Origin of the sequence: Bacillus sp. 0909A (genome assembly GCF_036765115.1) — a bacterium.
GTDB classification, from domain to species: domain Bacteria; phylum Bacillota; class Bacilli; order Bacillales; family Bacillaceae; genus Bacillus; species Bacillus mojavensis.
Map to the genome: position 1 here is coordinate 244,651 of NZ_JBAIZU010000003.1, position 24,874 is coordinate 269,524.

Annotated in this window: 24 protein-coding genes; 6 read left to right on the top strand and 18 right to left on the bottom strand. The window is 45.2% G+C overall.

The window, feature by feature from the left end; all coding sequences use genetic code 11:
• Nucleotides 1–48: 48 nt before the first annotated feature.
• From V6D42_RS11465 to V6D42_RS11520, 12 genes are all read right to left on the bottom strand, one after another.
• Complete coding sequence (locus V6D42_RS11465; RefSeq protein ID WP_268447085.1) at nucleotides 49–1,812, bottom strand: ABC transporter ATP-binding protein; 1,764 nt, start codon at nucleotides 1,810–1,812, stop codon at nucleotides 49–51.
• A 178-nt stretch (nucleotides 1,813–1,990) separates the two neighbouring features.
• Nucleotides 1,991–2,350, bottom strand: coding sequence for a hypothetical protein (locus V6D42_RS11470; RefSeq protein WP_010332006.1), 360 nt, complete (start codon nucleotides 2,348–2,350; stop codon nucleotides 1,991–1,993).
• A 14-nt stretch (nucleotides 2,351–2,364) separates the two neighbouring features.
• The gene (locus V6D42_RS11475; protein ID WP_333513307.1) at nucleotides 2,365–4,269 is read right to left on the bottom strand and encodes a DUF6792 domain-containing protein; all 1,905 of its coding nucleotides are present in this window, start codon (nucleotides 4,267–4,269) and stop codon (nucleotides 2,365–2,367) included.
• A complete protein-coding gene (locus tag V6D42_RS11480; protein WP_333513308.1) occupies nucleotides 4,259–4,996 on the bottom strand; it encodes a lipoprotein YvcA in 738 nt (245 codons plus the stop codon). Before V6D42_RS11480 ends, V6D42_RS11475 begins: the two co-directional genes overlap by 11 nt.
• 250 nt (nucleotides 4,997–5,246) lie before the next feature.
• Nucleotides 5,247–5,867 carry a bifunctional phosphoribosyl-AMP cyclohydrolase/phosphoribosyl-ATP diphosphatase HisIE gene (gene hisIE / locus V6D42_RS11485; protein WP_268447082.1) on the bottom strand — a complete coding sequence of 207 codons (621 nt, stop codon included), beginning with the start codon at nucleotides 5,865–5,867 and terminating at the stop codon, nucleotides 5,247–5,249.
• Nucleotides 5,864–6,622, bottom strand: coding sequence for an imidazole glycerol phosphate synthase subunit HisF (gene hisF / locus V6D42_RS11490; protein ID WP_333513309.1), 759 nt, complete (start codon nucleotides 6,620–6,622; stop codon nucleotides 5,864–5,866). Before hisF ends, hisIE begins: the two co-directional genes overlap by 4 nt.
• On the bottom strand, nucleotides 6,619–7,356 hold the full coding sequence (hisA, locus tag V6D42_RS11495) for a 1-(5-phosphoribosyl)-5-[(5-phosphoribosylamino)methylideneamino]imidazole-4-carboxamide isomerase (protein WP_268504565.1): 738 nt from the start codon (nucleotides 7,354–7,356) through the stop codon (nucleotides 6,619–6,621). The genes hisF and hisA overlap by 4 nt, the downstream gene beginning before the upstream one ends.
• Complete coding sequence (gene hisH, locus V6D42_RS11500; protein ID WP_333513310.1) at nucleotides 7,353–7,991, bottom strand: imidazole glycerol phosphate synthase subunit HisH; 639 nt, start codon at nucleotides 7,989–7,991, stop codon at nucleotides 7,353–7,355. The genes hisA and hisH overlap by 4 nt, the downstream gene beginning before the upstream one ends.
• The gene (gene hisB, locus V6D42_RS11505; protein ID WP_168748839.1) at nucleotides 7,992–8,576 is read right to left on the bottom strand and encodes an imidazoleglycerol-phosphate dehydratase HisB; all 585 of its coding nucleotides are present in this window, start codon (nucleotides 8,574–8,576) and stop codon (nucleotides 7,992–7,994) included. It lies immediately after the preceding gene.
• Nucleotides 8,573–9,856, bottom strand: coding sequence for a histidinol dehydrogenase (gene hisD / locus V6D42_RS11510; protein WP_333513311.1), 1,284 nt, complete (start codon nucleotides 9,854–9,856; stop codon nucleotides 8,573–8,575). Before hisD ends, hisB begins: the two co-directional genes overlap by 4 nt.
• Nucleotides 9,853–10,494: an ATP phosphoribosyltransferase gene (hisG, locus tag V6D42_RS11515; RefSeq protein WP_333513312.1), complete on the bottom strand. Its 642-nt coding sequence runs from the start codon at nucleotides 10,492–10,494 to the stop codon at nucleotides 9,853–9,855. Before hisG ends, hisD begins: the two co-directional genes overlap by 4 nt.
• The gene (locus tag V6D42_RS11520) at nucleotides 10,487–11,662 is read right to left on the bottom strand and encodes an ATP phosphoribosyltransferase regulatory subunit (RefSeq protein WP_333513723.1); all 1,176 of its coding nucleotides are present in this window, start codon (nucleotides 11,660–11,662) and stop codon (nucleotides 10,487–10,489) included. Before V6D42_RS11520 ends, hisG begins: the two co-directional genes overlap by 8 nt.
• Nucleotides 11,663–11,909: 247 nt before the next feature.
• On the opposite strand from V6D42_RS11520, the gene V6D42_RS11525 reads away from it, so the two are divergent.
• Both V6D42_RS11525 and pelC read left to right on the top strand, forming a co-directional pair.
• On the top strand, nucleotides 11,910–12,659 hold the full coding sequence (locus V6D42_RS11525) for a C39 family peptidase (protein WP_268504559.1): 750 nt from the start codon (nucleotides 11,910–11,912) through the stop codon (nucleotides 12,657–12,659).
• A gap of 249 nt (nucleotides 12,660–12,908) precedes the next feature.
• Nucleotides 12,909–13,574: a pectate/pectin lyase PelC gene (gene pelC / locus V6D42_RS11530; RefSeq protein WP_268449822.1), complete on the top strand. Its 666-nt coding sequence runs from the start codon at nucleotides 12,909–12,911 to the stop codon at nucleotides 13,572–13,574.
• A 20-nt stretch (nucleotides 13,575–13,594) separates the two neighbouring features.
• Here pelC and hprF read toward each other — a convergent pair whose 3' ends face one another.
• The 5 genes from hprF to hprK are packed head-to-tail and all read right to left on the bottom strand — an operon-like array spanning nucleotide 13,595 to nucleotide 17,484.
• Nucleotides 13,595–14,116, bottom strand: a complete 522-nt coding sequence (gene hprF / locus V6D42_RS11535; RefSeq protein WP_333513313.1) for a heptaprenylglyceryl phosphate O-acetyltransferase — start codon at nucleotides 14,114–14,116, stop codon at nucleotides 13,595–13,597.
• A gap of 3 nt (nucleotides 14,117–14,119) precedes the next feature.
• Entirely contained in the window at nucleotides 14,120–14,770 is a 651-nt protein-coding gene (ppaX, locus tag V6D42_RS11540; RefSeq protein ID WP_333513314.1) for a pyrophosphatase PpaX, read from the bottom strand.
• Nucleotides 14,767–15,705 (bottom strand): nucleoside recognition domain-containing protein, encoded by a 939-nt coding sequence (locus tag V6D42_RS11545; protein ID WP_333513315.1) that lies wholly within the window; start codon nucleotides 15,703–15,705, stop codon nucleotides 14,767–14,769. Before V6D42_RS11545 ends, ppaX begins: the two co-directional genes overlap by 4 nt.
• A 23-nt stretch (nucleotides 15,706–15,728) precedes the next feature.
• Nucleotides 15,729–16,538 (bottom strand): prolipoprotein diacylglyceryl transferase, encoded by an 810-nt coding sequence (lgt, locus tag V6D42_RS11550; protein WP_333513316.1) that lies wholly within the window; start codon nucleotides 16,536–16,538, stop codon nucleotides 15,729–15,731.
• A gap of 13 nt (nucleotides 16,539–16,551) precedes the next feature.
• Nucleotides 16,552–17,484 carry an HPr(Ser) kinase/phosphatase gene (gene hprK / locus V6D42_RS11555; RefSeq protein ID WP_010332023.1) on the bottom strand — a complete coding sequence of 311 codons (933 nt, stop codon included), beginning with the start codon at nucleotides 17,482–17,484 and terminating at the stop codon, nucleotides 16,552–16,554.
• A gap of 184 nt (nucleotides 17,485–17,668) precedes the next feature.
• On the opposite strand from hprK, the gene nagA reads away from it, so the two are divergent.
• The 3 genes from nagA to V6D42_RS11570 are packed head-to-tail and all read left to right on the top strand — an operon-like array spanning nucleotide 17,669 to nucleotide 20,329.
• A complete protein-coding gene (nagA, locus tag V6D42_RS11560) occupies nucleotides 17,669–18,859 on the top strand; it encodes an N-acetylglucosamine-6-phosphate deacetylase (RefSeq protein WP_333513317.1) in 1,191 nt (396 codons plus the stop codon).
• Nucleotides 18,856–19,584 (top strand): glucosamine-6-phosphate deaminase, encoded by a 729-nt coding sequence (gene nagB, locus V6D42_RS11565; protein ID WP_333513318.1) that lies wholly within the window; start codon nucleotides 18,856–18,858, stop codon nucleotides 19,582–19,584. Before nagA ends, nagB begins: the two co-directional genes overlap by 4 nt.
• Before the next feature lie 13 nt (nucleotides 19,585–19,597).
• The gene (locus tag V6D42_RS11570) at nucleotides 19,598–20,329 is read left to right on the top strand and encodes a GntR family transcriptional regulator (protein ID WP_333513319.1); all 732 of its coding nucleotides are present in this window, start codon (nucleotides 19,598–19,600) and stop codon (nucleotides 20,327–20,329) included.
• Nucleotides 20,330–20,348: 19 nt separating this feature from the next.
• Here V6D42_RS11570 and V6D42_RS11575 read toward each other — a convergent pair whose 3' ends face one another.
• Entirely contained in the window at nucleotides 20,349–24,224 is a 3,876-nt protein-coding gene (locus V6D42_RS11575) for a metallophosphoesterase (RefSeq protein ID WP_333513320.1), read from the bottom strand.
• A gap of 164 nt (nucleotides 24,225–24,388) precedes the next feature.
• Between V6D42_RS11575 and V6D42_RS11580 the strand changes: the two genes are divergently transcribed.
• Nucleotides 24,389–24,862, top strand: a complete 474-nt coding sequence (locus V6D42_RS11580; RefSeq protein ID WP_333513321.1) for a MarR family transcriptional regulator — start codon at nucleotides 24,389–24,391, stop codon at nucleotides 24,860–24,862.
• Nucleotides 24,863–24,874 lie beyond the last annotated feature (12 nt).

Genomic DNA, 24,874 nt, shown 5'->3' on the forward strand with positions numbered 1-24,874 from the left:
ATTGGGAAAATCCCTCCTCTTTTTTTTACTGGCTGAATCAACCAGAATTTACCCGGCTTTGTTTTCTAAATCCGCATTCATTTTCAGCTGCTGTTCAGCAAAATCTCTGTAAAGGTCATGGGAAGCCATTAATTCATGGTGTGTGCCCCGTCCCGTAATTTCCCCTTTTTCAACAAATAATAGCTGATCTGCATCTACAACAGTCGATAAGCGGTGAGCGATGACAATTGTTGTCCGGCCTTCCATCAGCACCTCAAGTGCCTGCTGCACTGATTTTTCAGATTGGCTGTCGAGGCTGGAAGTCGCTTCATCAAGCATCAGAATGCTCGGGTCCCGGAGAAGCGCCCTGGCAATCGCAATTCTTTGTCTCTGTCCGCCCGACAGCATGATGCCTCGTTCACCCACTTCCGTATCAAGCTGATTCGGCAGCTCCTTAATAAAATTAAGAGCGTATGCCATCTCCGCTGCTTTTTCGATGTCGGCATCCGTTACCTCACGTTCTAGCCCATAACAAATATTGTCTCTGATCGTTCCCGACATTAACGGACTTTCCTGTGACACATAGCCGATATGCTGACGCCACGATTCGAGCGAATACGTATCCACCGGCTCATCTCCCAGCCGAATGGTTCCTTCAGTCGGAGAATAGAAACGCTCAAGCAGCTTAAACAGCGTAGTTTTTCCGCCGCCGCTCGGTCCAACAATTGCTGTTACTTTTCCCGCTTCAATAACGGCGCTGATATCCTTCAAGATCAGCTGCTCAGCATTATAGCCAAAGGACACATGATCGAGCCGGATAGGGAGATGCGCGTTGTCAATTTGGTTTCCTGTGACGGTATCTTCCTCTTCCTCTGCCAAAATCTCAATCATCCGTTCTGTTGCACCGATTGATTTTTGCAGCTGTGTGAAGAACGTTGTAATCTGGCCCATCGGCATAATGATTTGAAACAAATATAAAATAAAAGCCACGAGTGCCCCGGCAGTCAATTCGCCTGATGACACCTGCATACCGCCGTACCCAATAACAGCCACGAGCGCGGCCATTAAAACGAGGGAAATAAGCGGTCCGACAAGAGATTGCACCTTCGCCTCACGAACCCCAAGCTGGAATAATGAAGAAATCCCCAGTTTTCCGCGTCTGTATTCGACTTCCTCTGCATTTGAAGCCTTCACAAGCCTGATTTCCGGAAGGATTTGATTCAGCAACCCCGTAAAACGTGCGGTTTCATCCTGGGTTTCCCGAGAAATGGAAAACATCTTCTGGCCGATCGGCACTAGGATCAGAGCCGCTAATGGAACAACAACTAAAACAAGCAGCGTCAGCTTCCAGTTCATAATGAATAAGATGGTGAGTGATCCAATGACCGAAATGATACCTGTTATAAATCCGCTGATATGGCTGGTAATCAGCTCTTTTACCACCATCGTATCATTCGTGACCCGGCTGACAGTTTCACCTGAAGCGTTAGTATCGAAATAAGATACAGGAAGCTTAATTAATTTCTTCCATAATAAATCCCTTAGCCCAGAGATGATTTTTTGCCCGCTATAGTTTAGCGCGTATGTAGCGTAGGCGCTTAAAGCGGCCTGGATAAGAAAAACGAGCGCAATCAGCCCGATTTGCGTGCCGGACAGCGCTGACATGGAAAAACCGTCGACAAGCTGTTTCGTTAATAGAGGAATCAGCAGGCTGACCAGTGTTGTGACAATACTGAGAATCAGCGCAAAGGCGAGCTTTCCATAGGATGGATTTGTCTGTTTCACTAATGCAAAAAAAGCTTTGAATTTTCTTTTAGGTTGCTGTGTTGGCATAGTATTTTTCCTCCTGTTTCAATCCCTTTACGCGGTCAGCAAGGTTGAACGGAATATAATAGGATTATTTTTACTCTTTCTAAATCATATCAATGGAGAGAGACTTTTTCAGTATATTTTTCTTGTACACTGAAAATAAAAATCCCCTATTCATGACTCGAATAGGAGACGTTTGATATTATAGATCCTTTTCAGGCTTCTTTTTTCGGTACGTTAAGGTAACATCTTGCTGTCTCAGGTCCTCAATGATCATTTTGAACCGGTCAACCTTTGCAGTATGCTCTTCTTTTATTGTTTGAAGTGCAGTCTTCTGCTTTTCGCTTTTCGATTCAAGCTCTTCTTTTATTTTTTTGACAATCATTCCTTTTTGCCCTTTGATTTCTTCTTTTAATGCAGACTCAAATTTTTTAGTCAGGCTGAGAATGTCGTTGATGGGTTTATTGAGACTGCCTGCTTTCCCCTTCATTTCGTCATGGGTTAGAAACATATAGGTGGTTGATACAACTTCTGTTTCACTTTCTGAAAATAAGGAAGTCACTCTGTCTATTCCTCCTACGGCTGAAAATCGAATAACTGTGAGATCATTTCTTCTTTTTCAAATAGCTTTTCGATGCTCTCGCGGATATTTTTGATAAAATTCTTTTTTTCCGTTGTCTGTTTTTTGAGTTCTGCAACAATTCCGTCATTAGCAGGGAGTGCACCTGTATGGAACGATTCATGAACTGATATTTTCTCTAATTTATCGAGTGTGTGACTGAAACCGGCCGCAAGCCGGAATTGAAGATCGAAGGCATAATGCGAAGGGTTTTCTTCCATATGTTGAATCGCCGTGATGATTGCCTGTTTTTTGTCTATAAACGCTTCATCTATTTCCTGCCGGAATACCTTTTGGTACGCGGAAATTGCATCTTCCATATCTTCAACGATCTTCATGCCGTTTTGATAGATTCTGACAGCGGACGAGATATTGACTTTAATTGTTTCTCCCGAGCCGCTCTTCCCTGTAAAGTAAATATCGGAGCCTTTATAGCTGAAGCCTTTTTCCTTTGATAATGCGTTCAGCATTTGGACGATGCTGTGGCCGTCGACGATGAGTTTTAATGCTTCTTTTGTTTCTGCGTCGAGTGTTTCTAATGCCGCCTTTAATTCTTTAACACTCCCTACTAACTCACAGACATAATAAACAATTGCAACTACATTATTAGTTGATAGTGCGTATTTTAACTGTTGATATTGAATTTCTATATCGCCTATCTTATTATTAACGATTTTCAACTGTTTTTTGACACTCTTCTTTTGTGTCTCATCAATATACCCATTCTCTTTAAGCTGATCCACAAATGTCCCGCTATTATTCATGATAGTATGAAAGAATTTGATAAAAGCCGGCATTTTTTCCCCGATATTTTTAACCATTACCTGTATATCACCAAACCGGTCTTTCACTATTTTCCCTTTCGCCACATTTCCGTCAGCACTAAATATACTGCCGACAAGCTCTGCATCTATCCCGGTTGAAGCCATGACAAATCCGTTTAGTCCACCTTTTTTATAGTCTTCCGAATATTTTCGGAAAAAAGTTTGGATAGAGCGGATTTCCTCATCGGGAATCTTATCTATAATACTTCTGATTCCTTTGACATCCGTGTTTGTATCTTTCATCTTTACATCGCCAAATGTAATAAAATCAGCCTTTCCGCTAACGCCATAAAGAGGGTCATCTTTGGAGATGCGTTGGGTGATGTTTGCTGTTACGCCTTTGTCATTGTAGTATTTCATGATTTCTATTTTTAGCTTTTCTCGCGAGAGCTCTTTTAGCTCTTTACGGCTAAGATCATATTTATTTAATAGATAATCTACTAAATCCCGATCAGCTAACAATAATTGGTCGATACTTATTTGTGCACCATTGACACCATATACTTCATCAAATTCTCCATCAATTAACTGGGCCATCACTTGGTTATTATTGGCAAGAGAATGTCCTAACGCAAATGTTTTTAATTCCTGAGAGTTACCCGCTTTTTTCTTCGAAATCTTTACAAACTCTCTTGTAGCCCTGTATTGATTATCGTCAATACCTAGAAACAAACCAAAGAAATTATAAGACCAGTCTCCATTATCAGCACTTCCCTCTGAAATAATGTGAAGCTGATTTACATCGTGCCTCTTGTCTTTTATATAAATTGCTGTACCATCATAACCAGACTCTTTAATCTGCTTATCTATCTTCTTATTTTCTTGAATAATTTCTTGAGAAGTAAAAATCTCTATTCCTTCCGGGAGTTCCGAGTGAGTTTCTTCTTTGTAAATCCTGCGAATGTCAGCTTCAAAATCCTCTTTTGCTCTTTTTATTTTTTCCGGACTGTTTGATGCAAACTTTTCTTTATAGGCATACTCTAAGTTAATTATACGGAGCTTTACATTTTCATTTTCAAAAATATTATTATTGTCCATCCCTACTCTCCTTTTTATTTCTCAAAAGGGTTATAGAGTTAATTAATGTATCTGTTTTTTCTTTTGCTTGACCTTCATCTAAGGTACAAGGCTTATCGTCTTTCTTACACCGTACTATAAATGAATATACTATACCTAGGTACTCTTCTTTATTGGATTTTATATATCCAAAATAACGATATGAAAAATTGTATTTACGATCGCTGTTTTTAAAAGTACTTTTTTTTGATGCTGAGTAAACTACTTTTCCATCTTTTTTTTCTTCTTTAAAATTACCCTTGTAACCATTCTCATTACTAATTTGATCCAACATTGTCTCTGGATCATTAATAAACGAAGCTTCCTTATAGTAACTAACTTGTGCATCTAAAAGGATATTTGTTTTTTTGTTATAGCTTTGAAAGCCAATTGATTCGCTATTTTCTCCATTTGATGAAGAGAAATCAGGCAGGTACTCACCGTCCTCCGGAAACAACATCCTAAATCCTTTCAACTTAGACTCCAGCAAATAGTACCCAGGCTCTTCTTCCTTCGTTGACACCATGTACTCTCTCGTTTTCTCGTCCTGAAACGCGGGAACTTGCGGCAGGTCTTTTGGGTCCATGTCTTTTGGTTTTACGGCTTCTGTTTTATTGTCATTTGTGGTGTTTTTATCATTGTCGTTCATACTGCATCCTCCTGTCAGGGCAAGTAATAAGCTGAAGCAAATAAAGATAATCTTTTTCATTACGAACCTCCAAGGGTTTTGTGGGATCATTCTATTTTTCAAAAGTGATACTATTGACCCGATTTCGGGATGATTATATCATCCTTTTCCATGTTACATCATGGGGGAATTTGGATAAATAGGAAATCAGACTTGGTTTTGATCTTCTTTTATCCATTCGGAATGTGAAACACCTATTTAATTACTAAATACCCATTACATTTTTCTCACAATAAAAAAAGAGCCATTATCCATAGGCTCTTTTCATTTACTATTCAGAATGGCGTTTTTTCAATACGTCAAGCACATCATCCAGCGGCAATGCTTGTTCTCTGAGCAGGACAAGGAGATGATACAGCAGGTCTGCCGCTTCCCATTTCAGTTCCTCGTGGTCACGGTTTTTGGCGGCGATGATGACTTCTGATGCTTCTTCGCCGACTTTTTTCAAAATCTTATCCACGCCTTCTTGGAAGAGGTAAGTGGTGTAAGCTCCTTCAGGCATTTCAGCTTGGCGTTCTGCAATGACGCGCTCCAGCTCACTTATGATGTCAAATCGCCCGGAGGTTTGTTCTTCTGTCTGTTCCTTTGTAAAACAGCTGTAGCTGCCGGTGTGGCATGCCGGACCGGACGGCTCTACAAGCACGACCAGCGCATCTTGGTCGCAGTCATATCGGATGCCCTTGACGGCTTGCGTATTCCCCGATGTTTCTCCCTTGTGCCATAGCTCTTGCCGCGAGCGGCTGTAAAACCATGTTTCTTTTGTTTCCATTGTTTTTTCGTACGATTCCCTGTTCATATATGCAAGTGTCAGCACTTCTTTGCTTGCCGCGTCCTGCACGATGGCGGGGATTAATCCGTCTTCGTTAAAACGCAGTTCATCTGCCTGTTTCATCTCACATTCACCCCGTACTCTTTCAAATATGATTTCACTTCTTTAATTGATGTTTCTTTATAGTGAAAAATGGAGGCAGCCAGCGCGGCGTCCGCTTCTCCTTTTGTAAAAGCCTCGAGCATATGCTGCGCGTTTCCTGCTCCCCCTGAGGCGATGACAGGAACCGGAACAGCTTCTGACACGAGCTTTGTCAGCCTGTGGTCAAAGCCTTTTTTCTCCCCATCTGAGTCCATGCTGGTCAGCAGGATTTCTCCGGCTCCGCGTTTGACGGCTTCCTTCGCCCATGCTGTAACTTCCCAATCCGTTTTCTTTCTGCCGCCATGCGTGTAGACCTTGTATGTGCCAGATTCCTGGACATACTTGGCATCGATGGCAAGTACGATACATTGAGAGCCGAAAAACTCGGCTCCTTCTGTAATCAGCTCAGGCCGGAGTACAGCTGCTGTGTTCACAGAAACTTTATCTGCGCCGGCACGCAGAATCGTTTTCATATCGCTAAGCTGATTGATGCCGCCTCCGACTGTAAACGGAATCGCAAGCTTCGCAGCAACCTGCTCTACGACGTCAACCATCGTTTTGCGGCCTTCATGCGAAGCGGAAATATCAAGAAACACCAGTTCATCCGCGCCTTCCTGGTCGTATACTTCCGCCAGCTCGACAGGATCGCCGGCATCCTTCAGTTCAAGAAATTGAATCCCTTTGACAACGCGCCCTTCTTTCACATCAAGACATGGGATAATCCGTTTTGTTATCATTTCCCCTTCATCCTTTCAAGCGCCTCGCCAAGTGTAAACTGGTTGGTATACAGTGCTTTTCCGATAATGGCTCCAGAAACCCCATTCGCATGATAACGGGCAAGAGCTTCAAGATCCGCAACAGAGCTGACTCCGCCAGAGGCGATGACAGATTTTCCGGTTTCTTTCGCGAGTTCCACTGTGCTTTCGATATTGGGGCCTGACAGCATCCCGTCTGTCGCAATATCAGTAAAAATAAAAACTTCTGCGCCTTCGTTGGCGAGCTCTTTGCCGAGTTCAGTCGCCTTAAGACTCGAGGTTTCCAGCCACCCCTCTGTTGAAACAAATCCGTTTCTTGCGTCCAGCCCGATCGCTATCCTTTCGCCATACTCTTTCAGCATTTTTTTCACAAACGGCGGATCAGAAACAGCGGAGCTTCCCAGGATAACGCGATCGACTCCTGCCGATAAGTAATCGTAGACATCGCTTTCCGAACGAATGCCGCCGCCGATTTCGACTTTCAGATTGAGCTTTTGTACAATTTCGATGACATGGCGGTCATTTACTTTTTTTCCTTCCTTCGCGCCGTCAAGATCAACAAGATGAATCCATTCAGCCCCCTCACTTGCAAATAACGAGGCCATGTCGAACGGTGAATCACCGTATACGGTTTCCTTGCTGTAATCGCCTTGAACGAGACGTACACATTTGCCGTTTCTCATATCAATGGCCGGGTATAATGTAAAAGCACTCATTTTTTCACCTTCTGTTCTGCTGCCATTTTTGTGAATTGAATTAAGATAGACATTCCGACCGCACTGCTTTTTTCCGGGTGAAACTGAGCGCCGAAGATGTTCCCTTTTCCGACAACCGCAGGCACCTGCACACCGTACTCGGCACTTGCCAGTAGCGCGTCGTCATCCATTCCGTCAATATAATAGGAATGGACAAAATAAGCGTAGCCTTCTTCCACTCCGGCCAGCAACGGAGATTCGTTATGAAAGGAGAGGCGGTTCCATCCCATATGCGGAACCTTCAGCTTGTTTCCCTGCTGATCTTCCGGCTTCAGCCTGACTGCTTTTCCCTTTAACAAACCGAGACCTGCAGCGGTTCCATGCTCTTCGCTCTCATGAAACAAAAGCTGCATGCCGAGGCAGATCCCAAGAAGCAATCTTCCCTCTGACACCATCTTATGAATGAATTGATCGAGATTGGCGTTGCGCAAATTGTCCATCGCGTCCCCAAACGACCCGACTCCCGGCAAAATGAAAGCATCAGCTTTACTCAGCTCCTCCGGAATGCCTGAAACAAAGTACGGTACGCCGACACGCTCCAGCGCCTTTGAGACGCTGTATAAATTGCCCATTCCGTAATCTATCACACCGATCATTTACAGCATCCCTTTCGTTGACGGAATCCCTTTGACACGCGGGTCTATCATTGTCGCTTCATCAAGCGCGCGTCCTAAGGCTTTAAAAACAGCTTCTATCATATGGTGTGTATTTGTGCCGTAATGAACGATCACGTGCAAGTTCATCCGTGCTTCAAGCGCCAGCTTCCATAAAAATTCATGTACAAGCTCAGTATCGAAAGTTCCGACTTTCGCTGCCGGAAAGTCAGCACGCATTTCCAAGTGCGGCCGATTGCTTAAATCAACCACCACCTGAGCAAGCGCCTCATCCATCGGCACAAACGCTGAGCCGTAGCGTTTGATGCCTTTTTTATCGCCTAGTGCTTCAAGCAAAGCCTGCCCTAAGCAAATGCCGATATCTTCAGTTGTGTGGTGATCATCAATATCGACATCACCTTTTGCATGAATGGAAAGATCAAATTGCCCGTGTTTTGTGAACAGATCCAGCATATGCGTCATAAACGGCACATCTGTTTTAATTTCTGCTTGTCCTTCACCGTCTATTGCGAATGACAGTTCTATATCCGTTTCATTTGTTGTTCTGGCGCGTTCCGCTTTTCTCATTTCGAATTCCTCCGTTCTCTCGCTTCGATTGACCTGGCATGCGCTTCTAATCCTTCCAGTCTGGCAAAAGCTGCAATGCTTTCCGCATGTTCTTCAAAGGCTGATTGGCTGTATGAAATAATGCTCGATTTCTTTTGAAAATCCGTGACGTTTAATGGGCTTGAAAATCTGGCCGTTCCATTCGTCGGAAGCACATGGTTCGGTCCGGCAAAATAATCTCCGACCGGTTCAGGGCTGTATCGGCCTAAGAAAATCGCACCGGCGTGCTTAATATTGCCAAGCAAAGCTTCAGGAGACTGTGTGATGATTTCTAAATGCTCTGGGGCGAGCGTATTGACTGTATGGACCGCTTCATCTATCGTCTCAGCCACATAAATAGATCCATAATCTCTCACTGAAGCTTCCGCAATATCTCTCCGCGGCAAGGTTTTCAGCTGCTCGTTCACCTCGGCTGAAACGGCCTCAGCCAGCGGTATGGAATCTGTGACAAGCACACATGAGCTAAGCATGTCATGTTCCGCCTGTGACAGCAGGTCGGCGGCTATTTCACGAGGAATAGCCGTTTCATCAGCCAGCACGACGATTTCACTCGGACCGGCAATCATATCAATATCGACATCACCGAACACCTCTCGTTTGGCAAGCGCGACATAAATATTTCCCGGGCCTGTGATTTTATCCACCGGCTCAATGGTTTCTGTTCCGTACGCCAGCGCCGCAATTGCCTGAGCCCCTCCCATTTTGTATATATCTTTAATGCCCAACTCGGCAGCGGCAGCTAAGACTCCCGGAGACAGCCGTCCGTCTTTTCCCGGTGGTGTGACAAGAACAATTCTTTCCACGCCAGCTGTAAGCGCCGGAATGACATTCATCAAAACAGATGACGGATATGCGGCAGTTCCGCCCGGCACATAAACGCCGGCAGAATCAAGTGCCGTCACTTTCTGTCCCAGCATTGTGCCATCCTTTCTGTGATAAAACCAGGAAGATTGAAGCTGTCTTTCGTGATATTCAGTAATGTTTTTGATCGCTTGCCTGATCACCTGCAGCAGCTGGGGGTCCAGCAGGCTGTATGCTTCTTCAATTTCTTCTGTTGTGACCAATGCGCTGTCAAGCTTGATGCCGTCAAACTTGGCCGTGTAGTCACGAACAGCCTGATCACCATTTGCTTTTACATGTTCAATAATGGATCGGACCGCTTTTCTTTGTTCTTCCGTTCCGGCATCAATTGACCGCTTGAGAGAAAGCCGATCCGATCCGCTAATGGTTTTGATTTTCATTTTGCCGTTTCTCCTTCCACAACTAGAGATAAACGGGACGCCATTTCGTCGATGATATCGTCCTTCATGCGATAGCTTACAGGGTTGACGATAAAGCGGGAGGTAATATCACAAATACGCTCTGTTTCAACGAGTCCGTTTTCTTTAAGCGTCTGTCCCGTAGATACGATGTCGACTATTCTGTCCGCAAGCCCGATAAGAGGAGCAAGCTCGATTGAGCCGTTCAGCTTAATAATCTCGACTTGCTCTCCCTGCTCTCTAAAATAACCGGAAGCTACATTCGGATACTTTGTCGCAATTCTCGGCGCGACGCCGCTCCAGTTGGTATCGGGAAGTCCGGCAACCGCGAGATGGCATTTGCTGATTTTTAAATCCAGCACCTCATATACATCGCGCTCCTCCTCCAGCATGACATCCTTCCCTGCAATTCCGACATCTGCCACGCCGTGCTCCACATATGTGGTCACATCCATCGGCTTTGCCAAAATGAAGCGGAGATTTTCCTCCGGCACATCGATGATCAGTTTTCTGGAATCCTCAAACTCTTCCGGCAGCTTGTATCCCGCCTGCCGCAGCAGCCCTGCTGCTTCTTCAAATATTCGCCCCTTCGGCATGGCCATTGTGAGTAACTTACCCATTTTGCTCTTCCTTTCTGGCACCGATAAAATAAGTGACATTTGCAAATGATTTTGTCATCTGATCAATATTTTCAATCCCCAGTAAATCCTGAAGAACAACTTTTTTTCCTTTCAAACGCTCTTCATTCGCAAAAGCGATGGCCTGCACCCTCTGCTCTTTGCTGAAAATGACAGCATCCATTTCACAGGGTTCGTCTTTCATATGAAGCGCTTCAATCATTCGGTCAATCCGGAGCCCGAACCCCGTCGCCGGCGCCGGGGAATTAAAATGTCCCAGAAGCTTGTTATAACGGCCTCCGCTGCCAATCACAAAGCCGACACTTTCCGCGTACACTTCAAATAAAATCCCAGTGTAGTAGCTCATATGGCTGACCATATTCAGATCAAGACGGACATTTTCCGTACATCCGTAGTCTTCAAGAATCTCCCACAGCGCCTTCAGTTCATCAACCACACTTTTTCCTTGCACTGAATCGACGATTTCTTCTGCACGCTCGCATACTTCTATACTGCCCCGCAATTCGAGAAGCTCCAGTAATCTGTTTTTATCAATGGAGGAAAGCGGAAGAGATTTGACATGCTCTCTGTAGCCGACATAATTCTTTTCATATAAAAACCTCCGCAGCACGTCTGCGCGTTCAACATTCCCGAGCACCTCAACAAACAGGGCATCTGCAATGCCTGCATGGCCGATTGCAATTTCAAATGAAGTCAGGCCGGCATTTTTTAACGCACCGACTACTAAGGCAATAACCTCTGCATCCGCACTTGTCGTGCCATCACCAATCAATTCCACTCCAACCTGCTCAAACTCGGCAGGACGTCCGCCCTCGCGTTCCTGGGCTCTGAACACATTTGCCGCATAGCCGACTCTGATCGGTTGATCATGTTTCAGCAGCTTTGAAGCCGCCACCCTTGCGATCGGCCCTGTCATATCCGGGCGAAGCACCAGTGTCTTGCCATCCTGATCGAGAAGCTTAAACAGCTGCTGCTCTTCAATTGCTGACTGCACACCAACCGTATCGTAAAACTCCAGCGTCGGTGTTTCCATAAATTGATAGCCCCATTTATCTATCATATCGGTTAACGATTGCCTCACCTTATTTTTCGTTTCATATAAACCGGGCAGTGTATCTCTCATGCCGTGCGGTTTTTCAAACATAAACATCAACCCGAGCACCTCCGTGATAGTTTGAAGGAAAATTCCGAATCCTTTAGTTCGCTAATATGATAATATGTTAGCAGATGAAAGAACGGAAATCAATCCTTAACTTTTTCACAAATATTTATCATTCAGAAATCCTCCTCCTAAATATGAAAAAATCATGAATAAAGGATGAAAGGTCAGTCATATCTCAAATTCTTTATGTTTGGCATGCTATAATACAAATCAAATAGAGAACAAGGAGTTAAAAATGAAAACACTGCGAACGTTATGTGTACTGATCATACTTTCTGCTGTCATTTTCTTCGGCATCAAAATATATGCAAAAGATATAGATATTTCGTTTTTCAAAATTGATATAGGTGCAACGAAGAATGAATCTGAAACAGCTGCAAACAAAGAGAAGAAACTGAGAGGAAGCGCCGAGCCGCTGGACGTTACGCTTTTTAATCAGATGGATGCCCCAAGACTCTATAATGGCTGTGAGGTGACGAGTCTTGCTATGGTGCTGAACTATGCGGGATACAACGTGACAAAGAATACACTGGCAAACCAGATCGCAACAGTGCCTTTGACATACAGCAGCGGATTAAAAGGTGATCCGAATGACGGATTTGTCGGTGATATGGCGAACGGCCCGGGGCTAGGTGTCTACCACGGCCCGATCTATCAGCTCGCTAAAACCTATGCGGGGGACAATGTTTCTGATCTGACAGGAAAAAGCATCTCTGCTGTTTATGAGCAGCTTGAGAAAGGCAACCCGGTTTGGGTTATCACGACAGCCAACTTTACACCTGTTGACAACATGCAGACATGGAAAACGCCAAACGGAACGATTGATATCACGTACAGCGAACACAGTGTCGCCGTCACGGGTTATGATGAAAATTACGTGTATGTGAATGACCCTTATGGCTATAAAAACAGAAAAACAGACCGGACCAGCTTTGAAAAAGCATGGGTGCAAATGGGCAGCCAAGCCGTAGTCGTTCAAAAGTAAAGCTACCCGTTATCACAAGCTTTCCTTATGCTCTCTCCTGAGCAAATACGACAATATTCATGCGTGATGTTTAAATCAGGTAACAATGACGCATTTTCCATTTCTTATCCAAATTTGTCTTTACTTTCAGGCTGGCTATTTTTATGATTAAAACAGATTCAGCCTTGCCCCGATCTATGCGAGAGAAGCCGGTGCAAGATGCTGGCGCTTCTCTTACAAAACTAAAGATAACCGGGGAGGATTTTATCATTGAAAAAAATCGTGTCTATCCTATTTATGTTCAGTTTGGTTATGGGCTTCAGCCAGTTTCAGACATTAACTGCTTTTGCAGCTGACAAAGTGGTTCATGAAACAATTATCGTGCCAAAAAATACAACATATGACGGGAAGGGACAGCGGTTTGTAGCAGGAAAAGAATTGGGTGACGGAAGCCAGTCCGAAAACCAAAAGCCTGTTTTTCGTGTGGAAGACGGAGCAACTCTGAAAAATGTAGTGCTCGGAGCTCCTGCTGCTGATGGCGTGCACACTTATGGAAACGTTAACATTCAGAATGTGACGTGGGAAGATGTTGGTGAGGACGCGTTAACTGTGAAGAAGGAAGGAAAAGTAACCATTGACGGCGGTTCTGCTCAAAAAGCTTCTGATAAAATTTTTCAAATCAATAAAGCCAGCACGTTTACAGTGAAAAACTTCACTGCGGATAACGGCGGAAAGTTTATAAGACAGCTGGGCGGGTCGACTTTCCATACCGATGTTATCATCGACAGATGCACCATCACAAACATGAAGGAAGCGATTTTTCGTACGGACAGTAAAACGAGCACTGTCACCATGACGAACACCAGATACTCCAACGTCGGCAAGAAATGGATCGGCGTCCAGCACGTAACGGAAAAAAACAATACCCAATTTTAATATAAAGAAAAAGCCCGCGGTTATTTGATCAGCGGGCTTTTTCTTCTATCCTGCATTTCTTCCTTCGTGTATATGATTTTCATCGGATTTCCGCCGACAAATGCCCCGGCTGGCACATCCTTATGGACAAGCGTTCCAGCGGACACGATCGCGCCATTCCCTATTTCCACGCCTGGCAGAATGGTCGTGTTGGCGCCGATCATCACTTCGTCTCCGATCAGGACTTTACCGATTCGATACTCCTGAATTAAATACTCATGAGCCAAAATAGTTGTATTGTATCCAATGATTGAATTCGTTCCGACTGAGATCTTTTCCGGAAACATAATATCGGGCATCACCATGAGGGCAAAGGATGTCTGCTTTCCGACCTTCATCCGCAAAAACGTACGGTACAGCCAGTTTTTCATTCCTATAAACGGTGTATATCTCGCAATTTGAATGACAATGAAATTCTTCACTACCTTCAAAAAAGGCACCGTTTGATAGACATGCCACAGTGAGTTAGCTCCTGATACCGGATGCCGGTCTGTTTTTCTCACAGATTACTTCACTCCAACGATTTGTAATAGATCACTCATTTTCTCTAGCATATAGTCTGGCTCATGCTTCGCCAGCGCTTCCGGCCCTTTAATCGTCCATGCGACACCGGCTGTTTTTGTACCGGCGTTTTTACCCGCCAGAATATCGTGATAGTTGTCACCGACCATGATGGCTTCAGCAGGCTCGCTTCCCAGCTGCTTCAGCGCCAGCAGGACAGGCTCGGGATCAGGCTTTGCCATCGTGACATCATCAAGTGTAACAACAGTTTCGAAAAAACCGCCGATTCCCGTTAGCTTAAGGCCCATATTGACAGTATCCCTTAACTTTGTTGTCACAATTCCTAATGTAAAGCCCGCTTTTTTTAGTTCATCAAGCGTTTCATAAACCGTTTCATATTCGGTAACAAGTGTGTCATGCATCTGGTGATTGTGTGTTCTGTACATGCTGATCATATCTTCAGTTTTCTCAGCATCCATGGAAGAAAATGTTTCAAAAAGAGACGGACCGATAAACGCAAGCACATCCTCACGTTTATAGCGGTTCGGATAATAATGCTCCAGCGTATGCAAAAATGACGCGATAATTAATTCATTTGTATTAATAAGGGTCCCGTCTAAATCAAACAGAATCGTCGTTACTTGATGATCAGTCATACTGCTTCCTTTCCAACCGCTGAGGGTTTCCATTTTTTCCACGTATACGATATCGCCATCGTCAGCAGCACGGCCGTAGTGACTCGGATCAGCAGAAGCGGCCAAACCGGAATGCCAAGCGGAATAAAGACAAGTGTATCTTCAACGACAGCATGGCAGGCAACGAGAAATATAAAGGCCAGTGTCATGTCGCGCCTGCCAACGCCGTCATCTTCGACTGCTTTGATCATGACTCCCGCTCCGTAGGCAAGGCCGATTGTCAAGCCGGCTACCATTGTCATGGAGGTGTTTTTATTCATGCCCAGCATCTGTGTAAACGGAGACAGCCATTTAGAAAACGTGTACAGCCAGCCTAAGTCTCGCATAAATTGAATGATGATCATCAGCGGGATTACAATCGCCGCCAGCTGCAACACACCAAGACCAGCTTTCATTATAGCCTCGGCCAGCATCGCCAGCCAGCCGTCAGGCGCATCACCCTTTGAAGCAATAAAACCGTACTGCGCCATTTCCTGCCCGCCATGCCAGATGAGATTAATGACCATTGCAGAAACAGCTGCCAAACCAATGCGCACTGCCAGTATGACGCCTATCCTGATTCCGACCTTTGCTGCGACCGTCGATTCGATAATCAAGTTATGACAGAATGAAAGCATGACCGCTAAGATAAAAACTTCCTTCACGGATAAATCCAGTGTCAATATCCCGGCAATCCCCGCGTACAGATTTAGCATATTCCCAAGCACAAGCGGAATCGCCGCTTCGCCTGAGAGACCGAATAGGCCCATCACCGGTGTGATTAGCCTCACCAGCCAATCCATGACAGGCGTATGCTGAAGCAAAGTGACTATCAGTGTGACCGGAAAAATGACTTTACCGAGTGTCCATGTTGTCTGAAGACCTGCCGCAAGACCGGCCAGAAAAATCTTCTTCATCCCTCATCCCCCTTTGTTACCGTCTACTCTGCGTACCGCTTCGCCGAGTACCCCTTGACGCGTCTGAAGATGATGGCCGCCACAGCCAAAACAATTAATATAATTGAGATCACCTGAGCGATGCGAAGCGAACTCGTCAGCATTAAGCTATCAGTCCGCATTCCTTCAATAAAGAGCCTTCCGATTGAATACCAAATGATATAGGTTAAAAACATCTCGCCTCTCCGCAAATTCGCTCTGCGCAAAAGAAGCAGTATAATAACGCCGACAAAGCTCCATAGTGATTCATATAAAAAAGTAGGATGATAATATTGTCCGTTGATGTACATTTGATTAATGATAAACTCAGGCAGGTGCAGGCTTTCTAAAAAGGCTCTGCTGACCGCCTCCCCGTGTGCCTCTTGATTGACAAAGTTTCCCCAGCGGCCGATCGCCTGACCAAGCAAAATGCTTGGCGCCGCGATATCCGCAAGCTTCCAGAAAGAAATGTTTTTCACTCTTGAAAAGACATAGCCTGTCAAAATGGCACCGATTAAGCCGCCGTGAATCGCGATGCCGCCCTTCCAGATTTTTATGATTTCTCCCGGATGTTCGGCATAATAATCCCATTCAAATGCAACGTAATAAATCCGCGCGCAAATAATCGCAATGGGGATCGCAAAAAGGACGAGATCGATAAAAATATCTTTCTGCAGCCCTCGTTTTTCACTTTCTCTCATGGCAATCCAAAGCCCCAGCAAAGCACCGAGGCCGATAATGATTCCGTACCAATGGACGGCTAACGGCCCCAGCTGAAACGCTATCGGATTGAGTGGTTCTATCGCTTCATTCATTTATTGCCAACTCCTATTCGTCTTGTTCACCGTCTTCAATGACATCCGCCAGCTTGTTGGTAAATTGCTCAGCGGCGTTTAAGCCCATCCGCTTCAATCTGAAGTTCATAGCAGCCACTTCAATAATGACCGCGAGATTTCGTCCCGGACGGACAGGGATCGTAAGTTTTGTAATTTCTGTATCAATGATTTTCATTGTTTCTTCTTCGAGTCCGAGACGGTCGTATTGCTTGCCCTGCTCCCAGAGTTCAAGATTCATCACAATTGTAATTCGTTTGTTGCTTCTGACCGCACCGGCACCAAACAGCGTCATGACGTTAATAATGCCGAGCCCTCTAATTTCAAGCAGATGTTCAATGAGCTCAGGGGCGTTTCCGACAAGGGTATCCTGATCCTCCTGCCGAATTTCAACACAATCATCAGCAACAAGGCGATGGCCTCTTTTCACAAGCTCCAACGCGGTTTCACTTTTTCCGACGCCGCTTTTCCCTGTGATCAGCACCCCGACGCCATATATATCGACAAGCACACCGTGAATGGCTGTGGTTGGCGCAAGTCTGCTTTCTAGGAAGTTGGTCAACCGGCTTGACAGTCTGGTCGTTTTCAAAGGCGATCTGAGGACAGGCACGCCGTTTTTCTCGGAAGCGTCAATGAGCTCCTGAGGGATAGGCATATCTCTAGACAGAATAATAGCTGGTGTTACATCCGTGCATAGAGAGTCCATACGCTGCTTTTTATCCTCTTCCGGCAGCTGTTCAAAGAAAGAAAGCTCTGTTTTCCCCAGAAGCTGTACGCGCTCCCTAGGGTAATATGTAAAATATCCGGCAATTTCAATGCCTGGTCTTGATAAATCACTCATCGTAATCGGGCGGTTAATTCCTTCTTCTCCGCTGATCAATTCCAAATGAAACTGTTCCATTACATCTTTTGTCCGAACCTTTGCCACGATATGTTCCTCCTGTTCCGGGATAACCCGAGCTTGCTCAACAATAATTTCATTTTATCACTTTCGGGCTTGAACCTAAAACAGATTTTATAAAAGACTGGCAAACGTGTCAGCTGGTCTAGATCACTAGTCTGAAAAGGAGTAAAATAAACGTATTCATATATTCCAGAAAGGCGGATCAATTATGGCAGATAGTCTTCTTCTCAGCGGCATCAGTATCGTGACAGAAAATGAAGTGATTAAAAACGGCTATGTTGGGGTCAAGGATGGAAAGATAAGCGCTGTCTCAGCAGAACGGCCAATAGAGCAATACGCAAAGGAAATTCAAGGCCCAAGGGATGCCGTATTGCTTCCGGGGATGATTGATATTCATATCCACGGCGGCTATGGCGCGGATACAATGGATGCGAGCTTTTCCGCGCTCGATACCATGTCCTCAAGGCTGCCCGAGGAAGGCACAACGAGTTTTTTAGCGACAACCATCACACAGGAGCACGGCCAAATTTCTCAAGCTCTGGTAAACGCGAGAGATTGGAAATCTGCGGAGGATTCCCCTTCATTAGGTGCGGAATTGATTGGAATTCATTTAGAGGGTCCCTTTGTTTCACCTAAAAGGGCCGGAGCGCAACCAGAGGAATGGATTAGGCCCTCAGACCTTGCACTTTTCAAGAAATGGCAGCAGGAGGCAGGGGGGCTGATCAAAATCGTCACACTTGCACCGGAGGAGGATCAGCATTTTGAGCTGATCCGTTATTTAAAAGATGAGTCAATTATTGCGTCAATGGGACACACGGATGCAGACTTTGCATTACTTTCGGAAGCCTTTGAAGCAGGTGCCAGCCATATGACTCATTTATACAATGCGATGAGCCCGTTTCATCATCGTGAACCCGGAGTGATCGGAACAGCCCTCGCCCATGAGGGTTATGTCACAGAGCTTATTGCCGACGGTATCCACTCCCATCCGTTAGCGGCAAAGCTTGCTTTTTTAGCAAAAGGCAGCAGCAAGCTTATATTGATCACCGATTCGATGCGGGCGAAAGGACTGAAAGACGGAGTCTACGAGTTTGGCGGACAAAGTGTGACAGTAAAGGGAAAAACAGCTCTTCTTCCGGATGGGACGCTTGCCGGTTCGATTTTAAAAATGAATGAAGGCGCACAGCATATGCGCGCGTTTACGAATTGCTCTTGGACGGATATAGCTAATATAACTTCAGCAAATGCGGCCAAACAGCTTGGCATCTTTGACCGAAAAGGCAGTATAACAGAGGGAAAAGATGCGGATCTTGTAATTGTCAGCAGTGAATGTGAGGTACTTCTCACCATCTGCCGCGGAAACATTGCATTTATATCCAAGGAGGCTGATCATATATGAAAGTAATCGAATGTCAATCGTATGAGGCATTAAGCCAAAAAGCTGCCGGAATTGTGGCTGAAACAGTCAGGGAAAAGCCTGATGCCGTTCTCGGTTTAGCGACAGGCGGGACACCGGAAGGCACGTACCGCGAGCTGATCCGCCTGCACCAAACAGAGAATCTTTCTTTTCAAAACATCACCACGATTAACTTAGATGAATACGCCGGCCTTTCCGGTGATGACCCAAACAGCTATCACTGCTATATGAATGAGCGTTTCTTTCAGCATATCGATAGTCAACCGAGCCGGCATTTTATCCCTGATGGAAACGCAAGTGACTTGGAAGCCGAGTGCAAACGCTACGAACAATTGATTGAATCACTTGGCGGAGCGGACATTCAGCTTCTCGGCATCGGCCGAAACGGACATATCGGCTTTAATGAACCGGGAACATCATTCCAGTCCCGCACACATGTCGTGGCATTAAATGAACAAACCCGTCAGGCCAATGCCAGATATTTTACCTCCATTGACAGGGTACCAAAAAAAGCCGTTACAATGGGAATTCAAACGATTCTCTCAAGCAAGCGGATTCTTCTGCTTATCTCTGGCACAAGTAAAGCCGAAGCAGCAAAAAGGCTGCTGGACGGACAAGTCAGCGAGGAATTCCCTGCATCCGCTTTGCACCTGCATCCTAACGTTTCGGTTTTGATTGATCAAGAAGCCGCGGGATTCAGGCATTGAAAGGATTTTCGCTATGAATATCGATAAACAATCTCCTATCCCCATTTATTATCAGATTATGGAGCAAGTAAAAGCCCAAATAAAGAGTGGAGAGCTGAAGCCGGATATGCCGCTCCCTTCCGAGCGGGAATATGCCGAGCAATTTGGGATCAGCCGGATGACGGTGCGCCAAGCGCTTTCTAATTTGGTCAATGAAGGTTTTCTCTATCGTCAGAAAGGCCGGGGCACCTTTGTCAGCAAGCTAAAAATGGAACAAGCGCTCCAAGGGCTTACAAGCTTTACAGAAGATATGAAAAGCCGCGGCATGAGACCGAGCAGCAGGCTCATCGATTATCAGCTTATCGATTCGACCGAGGAATTGGCCGCCATACTAGGATGCGGGCACCCGTCCCGCATCCACAAAATCACACGGGTTCGGCTGGCGAATGATATTCCTATGGCGATTGAAGCCTCACACATCCCATTTGAGCTGGCAGGTGAATTAAAACCGTCTCATTTCAAGTCGTCAATTTACGAGCATATTGAAAGGTACAACAGCACGCCGATTTCCCGCGCCAAACAAGAGCTTGAACCGAGTGCCGCAACACAGGATGAAGCAAACTTGCTCGGCATCCAAAAGGGGGCGCCAGTCCTGTTGATTAAACGAACAACGTATTTGCAGAACGGTACTGCTTTTGAGCATGTAAAATCTGTATACAGGGGCGACCGTTATACTTTTGTCCATTACATGGATCGGCTGTCATAAAAAAGTCTCCAACCCCTTTTTAAGGATTGGAGACACGGCGAAAATCAAATTGGTCTGGTGCTGGACGATAAGTTTCTTTTTTCGTCTTGAACTTCCAGATCGGTGATTTCGTTTTTCCGTTAAAGCTGTCTTCCACAATGGTATACCAATAATAAACTGAATTCGGCTCTAGATTCTCCCATAGGAATTCGGCGGTTTCCCCGCTTTTCACTTTCTCGCGTTTTCCGAGCTGTTCGTTTGTATAGACATTGCATTCAAAATCATCGGTTTCTACTCTTTTCATTCTTGGCTTCAGATCAAGCTCCAGCGTAAACTCATCCTTGTTGCCGTAACTATCTGTATCATAAAAGTTTTTATCATCCAAATACGGTGAATATGTGGATACATGCACCACATTGTTTGCCTGGTCAAACTGCATCAAACGCAAATACCCCTGGCCGCCCTCTGGCCCGCCCTGATAATCAGCAAGCATTTGATGGACAAGACGATCCGGTTTTCCGTCTCCGTCGTCATCCAGCTCATCTGTTTTTCTCATCGCGCTGTGATAATGTCCGCTTAACACCATCACGACATTCGGGTTCGGCTTGACGACTTTTTTGAAAATTTTCTCGCCGATCGGGCTTCTGTTTCCGCTAACGAGTAAATATTCATGAAAAGCTAAAACAGCTGTCCTGTCAGGGTGCTTCTTCAGCACTTGATTCATCCATGCGATGTCTTCGTCCGTGATGCCCCAACCCATGTACAGCATAATATAATCATTGCCGCTGCTTGAGATGAGGTCATAATGCCCGCGGTTATTTTTGTATGATTCGCCATAGTGCAGTCTCTTATCGAAACGGCGGCTGCCAAAGTATTTGCCAAACGCCTTGTAGGAGCCGTCCTTATGACCGACATCGTGGTTTCCGGCCAGCACGCCGTAAGGAATTCCGCTGTTGTCCAGGACACGCATTGATTGATCAGCGTTTCTCCACTGTCTGGTATCCGCGGAATCATCGACAATATCCCCTGTGTGAAACACGTATTTCATATTCAGCTTCCTTTGGTTATTTTTGATCCATATAGTCTGCTTATCAAAAATATGCGGATAGCTTTTTGCATAATACTGCGTGTCTGACATCCAGACAAAGGAATACATATCCTTCGCAGGAGGAATTTCGTCCTGAACAATGATATTCATCTTAGATTTCCGTACATAATCGGAAGCGATGACAGACGCCTTTAGCGTGAACTGTTTGTCATCTTTGGCAACGAAGCTGTCAACCGGCTGCCACTGGCTTGTCCGGTAATTCCAAGCATACATTGTCACTTTTCTCCCCGGCAGAGAGCTTCCTCTCCAAACGGCTTCAGCTAAATCATTCTCATCAATGGACGGGTCAACCGTCACTTCAAAACGGTGATAAGGAAAAAGCTCCTTCTCTTCCGTTGATACTGTTTTACCGTCAGCTCCTGACACCCGATTCAATTCTTCATTGGTAAACGGCGTCTCGCTTTCCGGCACAAAGCTTTTTGGAGGTTCAGTCAGTGATGCATGCTTGAAGATTTTCACACTATTTCTGTTTTGCGCCGTATATTGAAAGCCTTTGTAAAAGGACACATCCATCGCATCATTCGTCGGATCCTTCACCCGCACCGAAAGCTTGGCTTTGTGCGTATCGGCATCGCTATTTACAATTTCCGGCTGGTCCGGATGCTCCCGCTCTGTCTTAAACGTCCGCACAATAACCGTTTTATTGCCAGCCAAATCTGTTGCTGAGACTTTCAGCGTGTGTTTGCCTGGAGACAGCTCAGAAGTTGACGTATGATATGGGAGCGTAATGCTATCACCATCTAAAAATGCCTCTGTTTCCTCAATTTTGCTCCATTTATCAAACATATCTGCCTGCAGCACCAGGTTTCCTTTATACGTCTGTCCGTCCGTCACATTCGGTTCGATGTGCGGCCCTGAATTATCAACCCGCACAACAAAGCTCAGGTTTTCATTCCCGTCGCTTACTGCAATATAATGGGCGCCTTCAGTCAGCTTCTCTGTATCCCACTTCAGCAGCTGCGATGTAAACAGTCCGTCAGGCAGATGAAATTGAAACGGCCAGCTTTTATTCGAGCGCTGATTATCCCCAATAAAAAGCTCCTTCTCGGGAGAAATACGCTCGTCCCTGATCACTGTTCCATCCGATAATACCAATCGGGCGTTTTTGACTAAAAAATCATCACGGTTTTCAGCCGTATCAAACGGAGATACCTTTGAACCCGATCGTATCGTGATACTTTGCAGCTGCTTCCCTTTTTGAAGAAGCGTCTCCGGCAGAGGGACAGAGTAGGTGCGGTATTTATTTGTCGTATCATCGAAGACTTTTAACACCTTGCCGTCCATCGTTACAGCATTTTTAAAATAAAGGTTCGTTTTTCGGGTGTCGAACGCAAAATATACTTCTTTTTCCATGGCGGGCTCTGTCTGTTGTTTTTTTCCGTCAATCCACAGCTTAATGCTGTCAGTCCGCCCGTCCGTGGTCGCTTTAAGAAACTGTGTCCCTGACAGTGTATCTCTGTTTTCTATATTCATCCGCAAACCGTGCGACTTGCTGGTTTGCTTAATATCAATCATTTTGACAGGCGTCTTCGCTTCATTGATCCCGTCACCGGCTACAACGTAATACTCAAGCTGATCCTTCCCAATCAGTTCAGGCGAGTAGACAATATAATGGTACAAATGATCGTTGCGGTCTTTTTCAGCGAAAATGCGTTTGAACGGTTTGTTTTCATCTGTCCGATAATAAAAGGCGGCCGTTCTCACTAAACTGCGGTCACGTATGTCAGCCCGCAGTTCAATGCTTTCAGCCGGGCGGACAGGCTTGCGGTCTGTTAAATCCTCTATAACCGGCTTTTCTTTTTCAAGCTTCACTTTACGTTTTTGCTCTGGCACCTGCGCCTGTAAAACCGAGCCTGGCGACGGATTTTTTTCTGCTATTGAAATGTTGAGCAGTTCCGCTGTTCCATCGAGAGGATATTTATAAAGCACAGACGACAGGCGGCGCAGCGCATGTTTCCGGTAGTGCGCAACTGAAATATCCTTACCTGTATTCGTCGATATCGCAACCGCACGCGGCCGGGTATTCGCCATGCCCTCTGTTCCATCCAGCACCAACAGATTTTCCCCTTCTCTCAAATGTGTATGATAGTGCCGGTTAAAATCATCCGCTGTCAACTCAGGATGTCCGGCAGGCTTGAGCCAAAATACACAGGTTTCTCCAGACGGAATGACGACCCGCTGATCAGGTCTCCAAATCAGATCGGAGTCCGGCCCTTCCTTTGGATAGCGATAGCGAATGTGATAATCTTTAAAATCAATTGTTCTGTCGGTTGTATTATATACCTCAATAAATTCATAACCGTCTGTACGTCCGATATTTTTCGTATCAACCGCAAGCTCGGTGATCAGCAGCTCCGGGATATGAGCGAGATCAGCCTGATATCCATCCAGCTTCAGTGTCTTCGTTTCTGACTCCACCCGCTGCTTTCCATTCGAGAACACAATGTAATACTCGAGCTCGCTATTCCAGATTGACCTCTTTGGTATTTGCGCTATAAACTGGCGGACAGCTCCGGGGGTTGGGTCCATCGGCACCATTTTATAGCCCAGTTCATTGCTTTGTTTATAAAACAAAAAGGCAGAAAACGATTGATACTCACTGTCACGCACATGCGCCTGAATGATCAGGTTGCCCTTCATTTCAGCCTTCACTTCAATTTCAGGAGGGTTTTCAAGCAAGGGTATGTAATGAGGCGTTTGGAACGGTTCCTGCTTTATGACAGGCAAGGCCTTCGCTTCATGATTGCCGCCAGACTGAACAAACAGAAAAGATAATAATAAAGAAGCGATGACTGTGTATTTTCTCATCACGACACCTCCCTTTTCACGTATTTTGCGTCTGAACAGGGAAGCTTATGAGTTAATTTTTGTGTAAAAAGAATAAAAAGACACCGGCCTCTTGAAAGTTCCACTATTATCCAGTAGACTAAAAGTAGTTAACCGGTTAACGATAAAATCAGTGAGGCAGATTGATGGATAACAGCATTCATAATGAATTATTTCAAACCATACAGGAGTTCGCATTAAAAAGAGACAAGCACGTCTATCAAAAGGTACAGCTTCCCTCCCATGACATGCCGTTAGAAGACCATAAACACCCCAGAAAAAACTGGACACTGACCCAGCTTCATATTGTGTCCTACATACATACTAGACATAATGTAAACAACAGCTTCTTATCATCACAGTTACACATTTCAAAAGCAGCGGTTTCGAAAGCGATTCAAGCTTTGCTGAAACACAATATCATCAATGTATCCAAAAAACCCGGTAACAAAAAAGAAATTTATTATACGTTAACCGAGAGCGGCCAAGAGCTCGCGGCGTTCCATGAGCAGCTTCATGAAAAAGCAAAGATGCAATACACGCAGCTCTTCAATGAATTTTCTATTGACGATTTAAAAACGGTGACTGCGTTTTTCAAACTTTGGGTCAAACATATGTAAAAAGGCCCCGCC

What these genes read in the sequence shown, in the direction of transcription:
- V6D42_RS11570 (WP_333513319.1), top strand. Translation starts at nt 19,598, where the DNA reads ATGAATATCGATAAACAATCTCCTATCCCCATTTATTATCAGATTATG.
- hisIE (WP_268447082.1), bottom strand. Translation starts at nt 5,867, where the DNA reads ATGAAACAGGCAGATGAACTGCGTTTTAACGAAGACGGATTAATCCCC.
- V6D42_RS11525 (WP_268504559.1), top strand. Translation starts at nt 11,910, where the DNA reads ATGAAAACACTGCGAACGTTATGTGTACTGATCATACTTTCTGCTGTC.
- V6D42_RS11520 (WP_333513723.1), bottom strand. Translation starts at nt 11,662, where the DNA reads ATGTTTATGTTTGAAAAACCGCACGGCATGAGAGATACACTGCCCGGT.
- hisB (WP_168748839.1), bottom strand. Translation starts at nt 8,576, where the DNA reads ATGAGAAAAGCGGAACGCGCCAGAACAACAAATGAAACGGATATAGAA.
- hisH (WP_333513310.1), bottom strand. Translation starts at nt 7,991, where the DNA reads ATGATCGGTGTGATAGATTACGGAATGGGCAATTTATACAGCGTCTCA.
- hisD (WP_333513311.1), bottom strand. Translation starts at nt 9,856, where the DNA reads ATGAAAATCAAAACCATTAGCGGATCGGATCGGCTTTCTCTCAAGCGG.
- hisA (WP_268504565.1), bottom strand. Translation starts at nt 7,356, where the DNA reads ATGAGTGCTTTTACATTATACCCGGCCATTGATATGAGAAACGGCAAA.
- V6D42_RS11545 (WP_333513315.1), bottom strand. Translation starts at nt 15,705, where the DNA reads ATGAAGAAGATTTTTCTGGCCGGTCTTGCGGCAGGTCTTCAGACAACA.
- V6D42_RS11465 (WP_268447085.1), bottom strand. Translation starts at nt 1,812, where the DNA reads ATGCCAACACAGCAACCTAAAAGAAAATTCAAAGCTTTTTTTGCATTA.
- V6D42_RS11575 (WP_333513320.1), bottom strand. Translation starts at nt 24,224, where the DNA reads ATGAGAAAATACACAGTCATCGCTTCTTTATTATTATCTTTTCTGTTT.
- V6D42_RS11475 (WP_333513307.1), bottom strand. Translation starts at nt 4,269, where the DNA reads ATGGACAATAATAATATTTTTGAAAATGAAAATGTAAAGCTCCGTATA.
- ppaX (WP_333513314.1), bottom strand. Translation starts at nt 14,770, where the DNA reads ATGACTGATCATCAAGTAACGACGATTCTGTTTGATTTAGACGGGACC.
- lgt (WP_333513316.1), bottom strand. Translation starts at nt 16,538, where the DNA reads ATGAATGAAGCGATAGAACCACTCAATCCGATAGCGTTTCAGCTGGGG.
- V6D42_RS11480 (WP_333513308.1), bottom strand. Translation starts at nt 4,996, where the DNA reads ATGAAAAAGATTATCTTTATTTGCTTCAGCTTATTACTTGCCCTGACA.
- nagB (WP_333513318.1), top strand. Translation starts at nt 18,856, where the DNA reads ATGAAAGTAATCGAATGTCAATCGTATGAGGCATTAAGCCAAAAAGCT.
- V6D42_RS11580 (WP_333513321.1), top strand. Translation starts at nt 24,389, where the DNA reads ATGGATAACAGCATTCATAATGAATTATTTCAAACCATACAGGAGTTC.
- hisG (WP_333513312.1), bottom strand. Translation starts at nt 10,494, where the DNA reads ATGGGTAAGTTACTCACAATGGCCATGCCGAAGGGGCGAATATTTGAA.
- hisF (WP_333513309.1), bottom strand. Translation starts at nt 6,622, where the DNA reads ATGATAACAAAACGGATTATCCCATGTCTTGATGTGAAAGAAGGGCGC.
- nagA (WP_333513317.1), top strand. Translation starts at nt 17,669, where the DNA reads ATGGCAGATAGTCTTCTTCTCAGCGGCATCAGTATCGTGACAGAAAAT.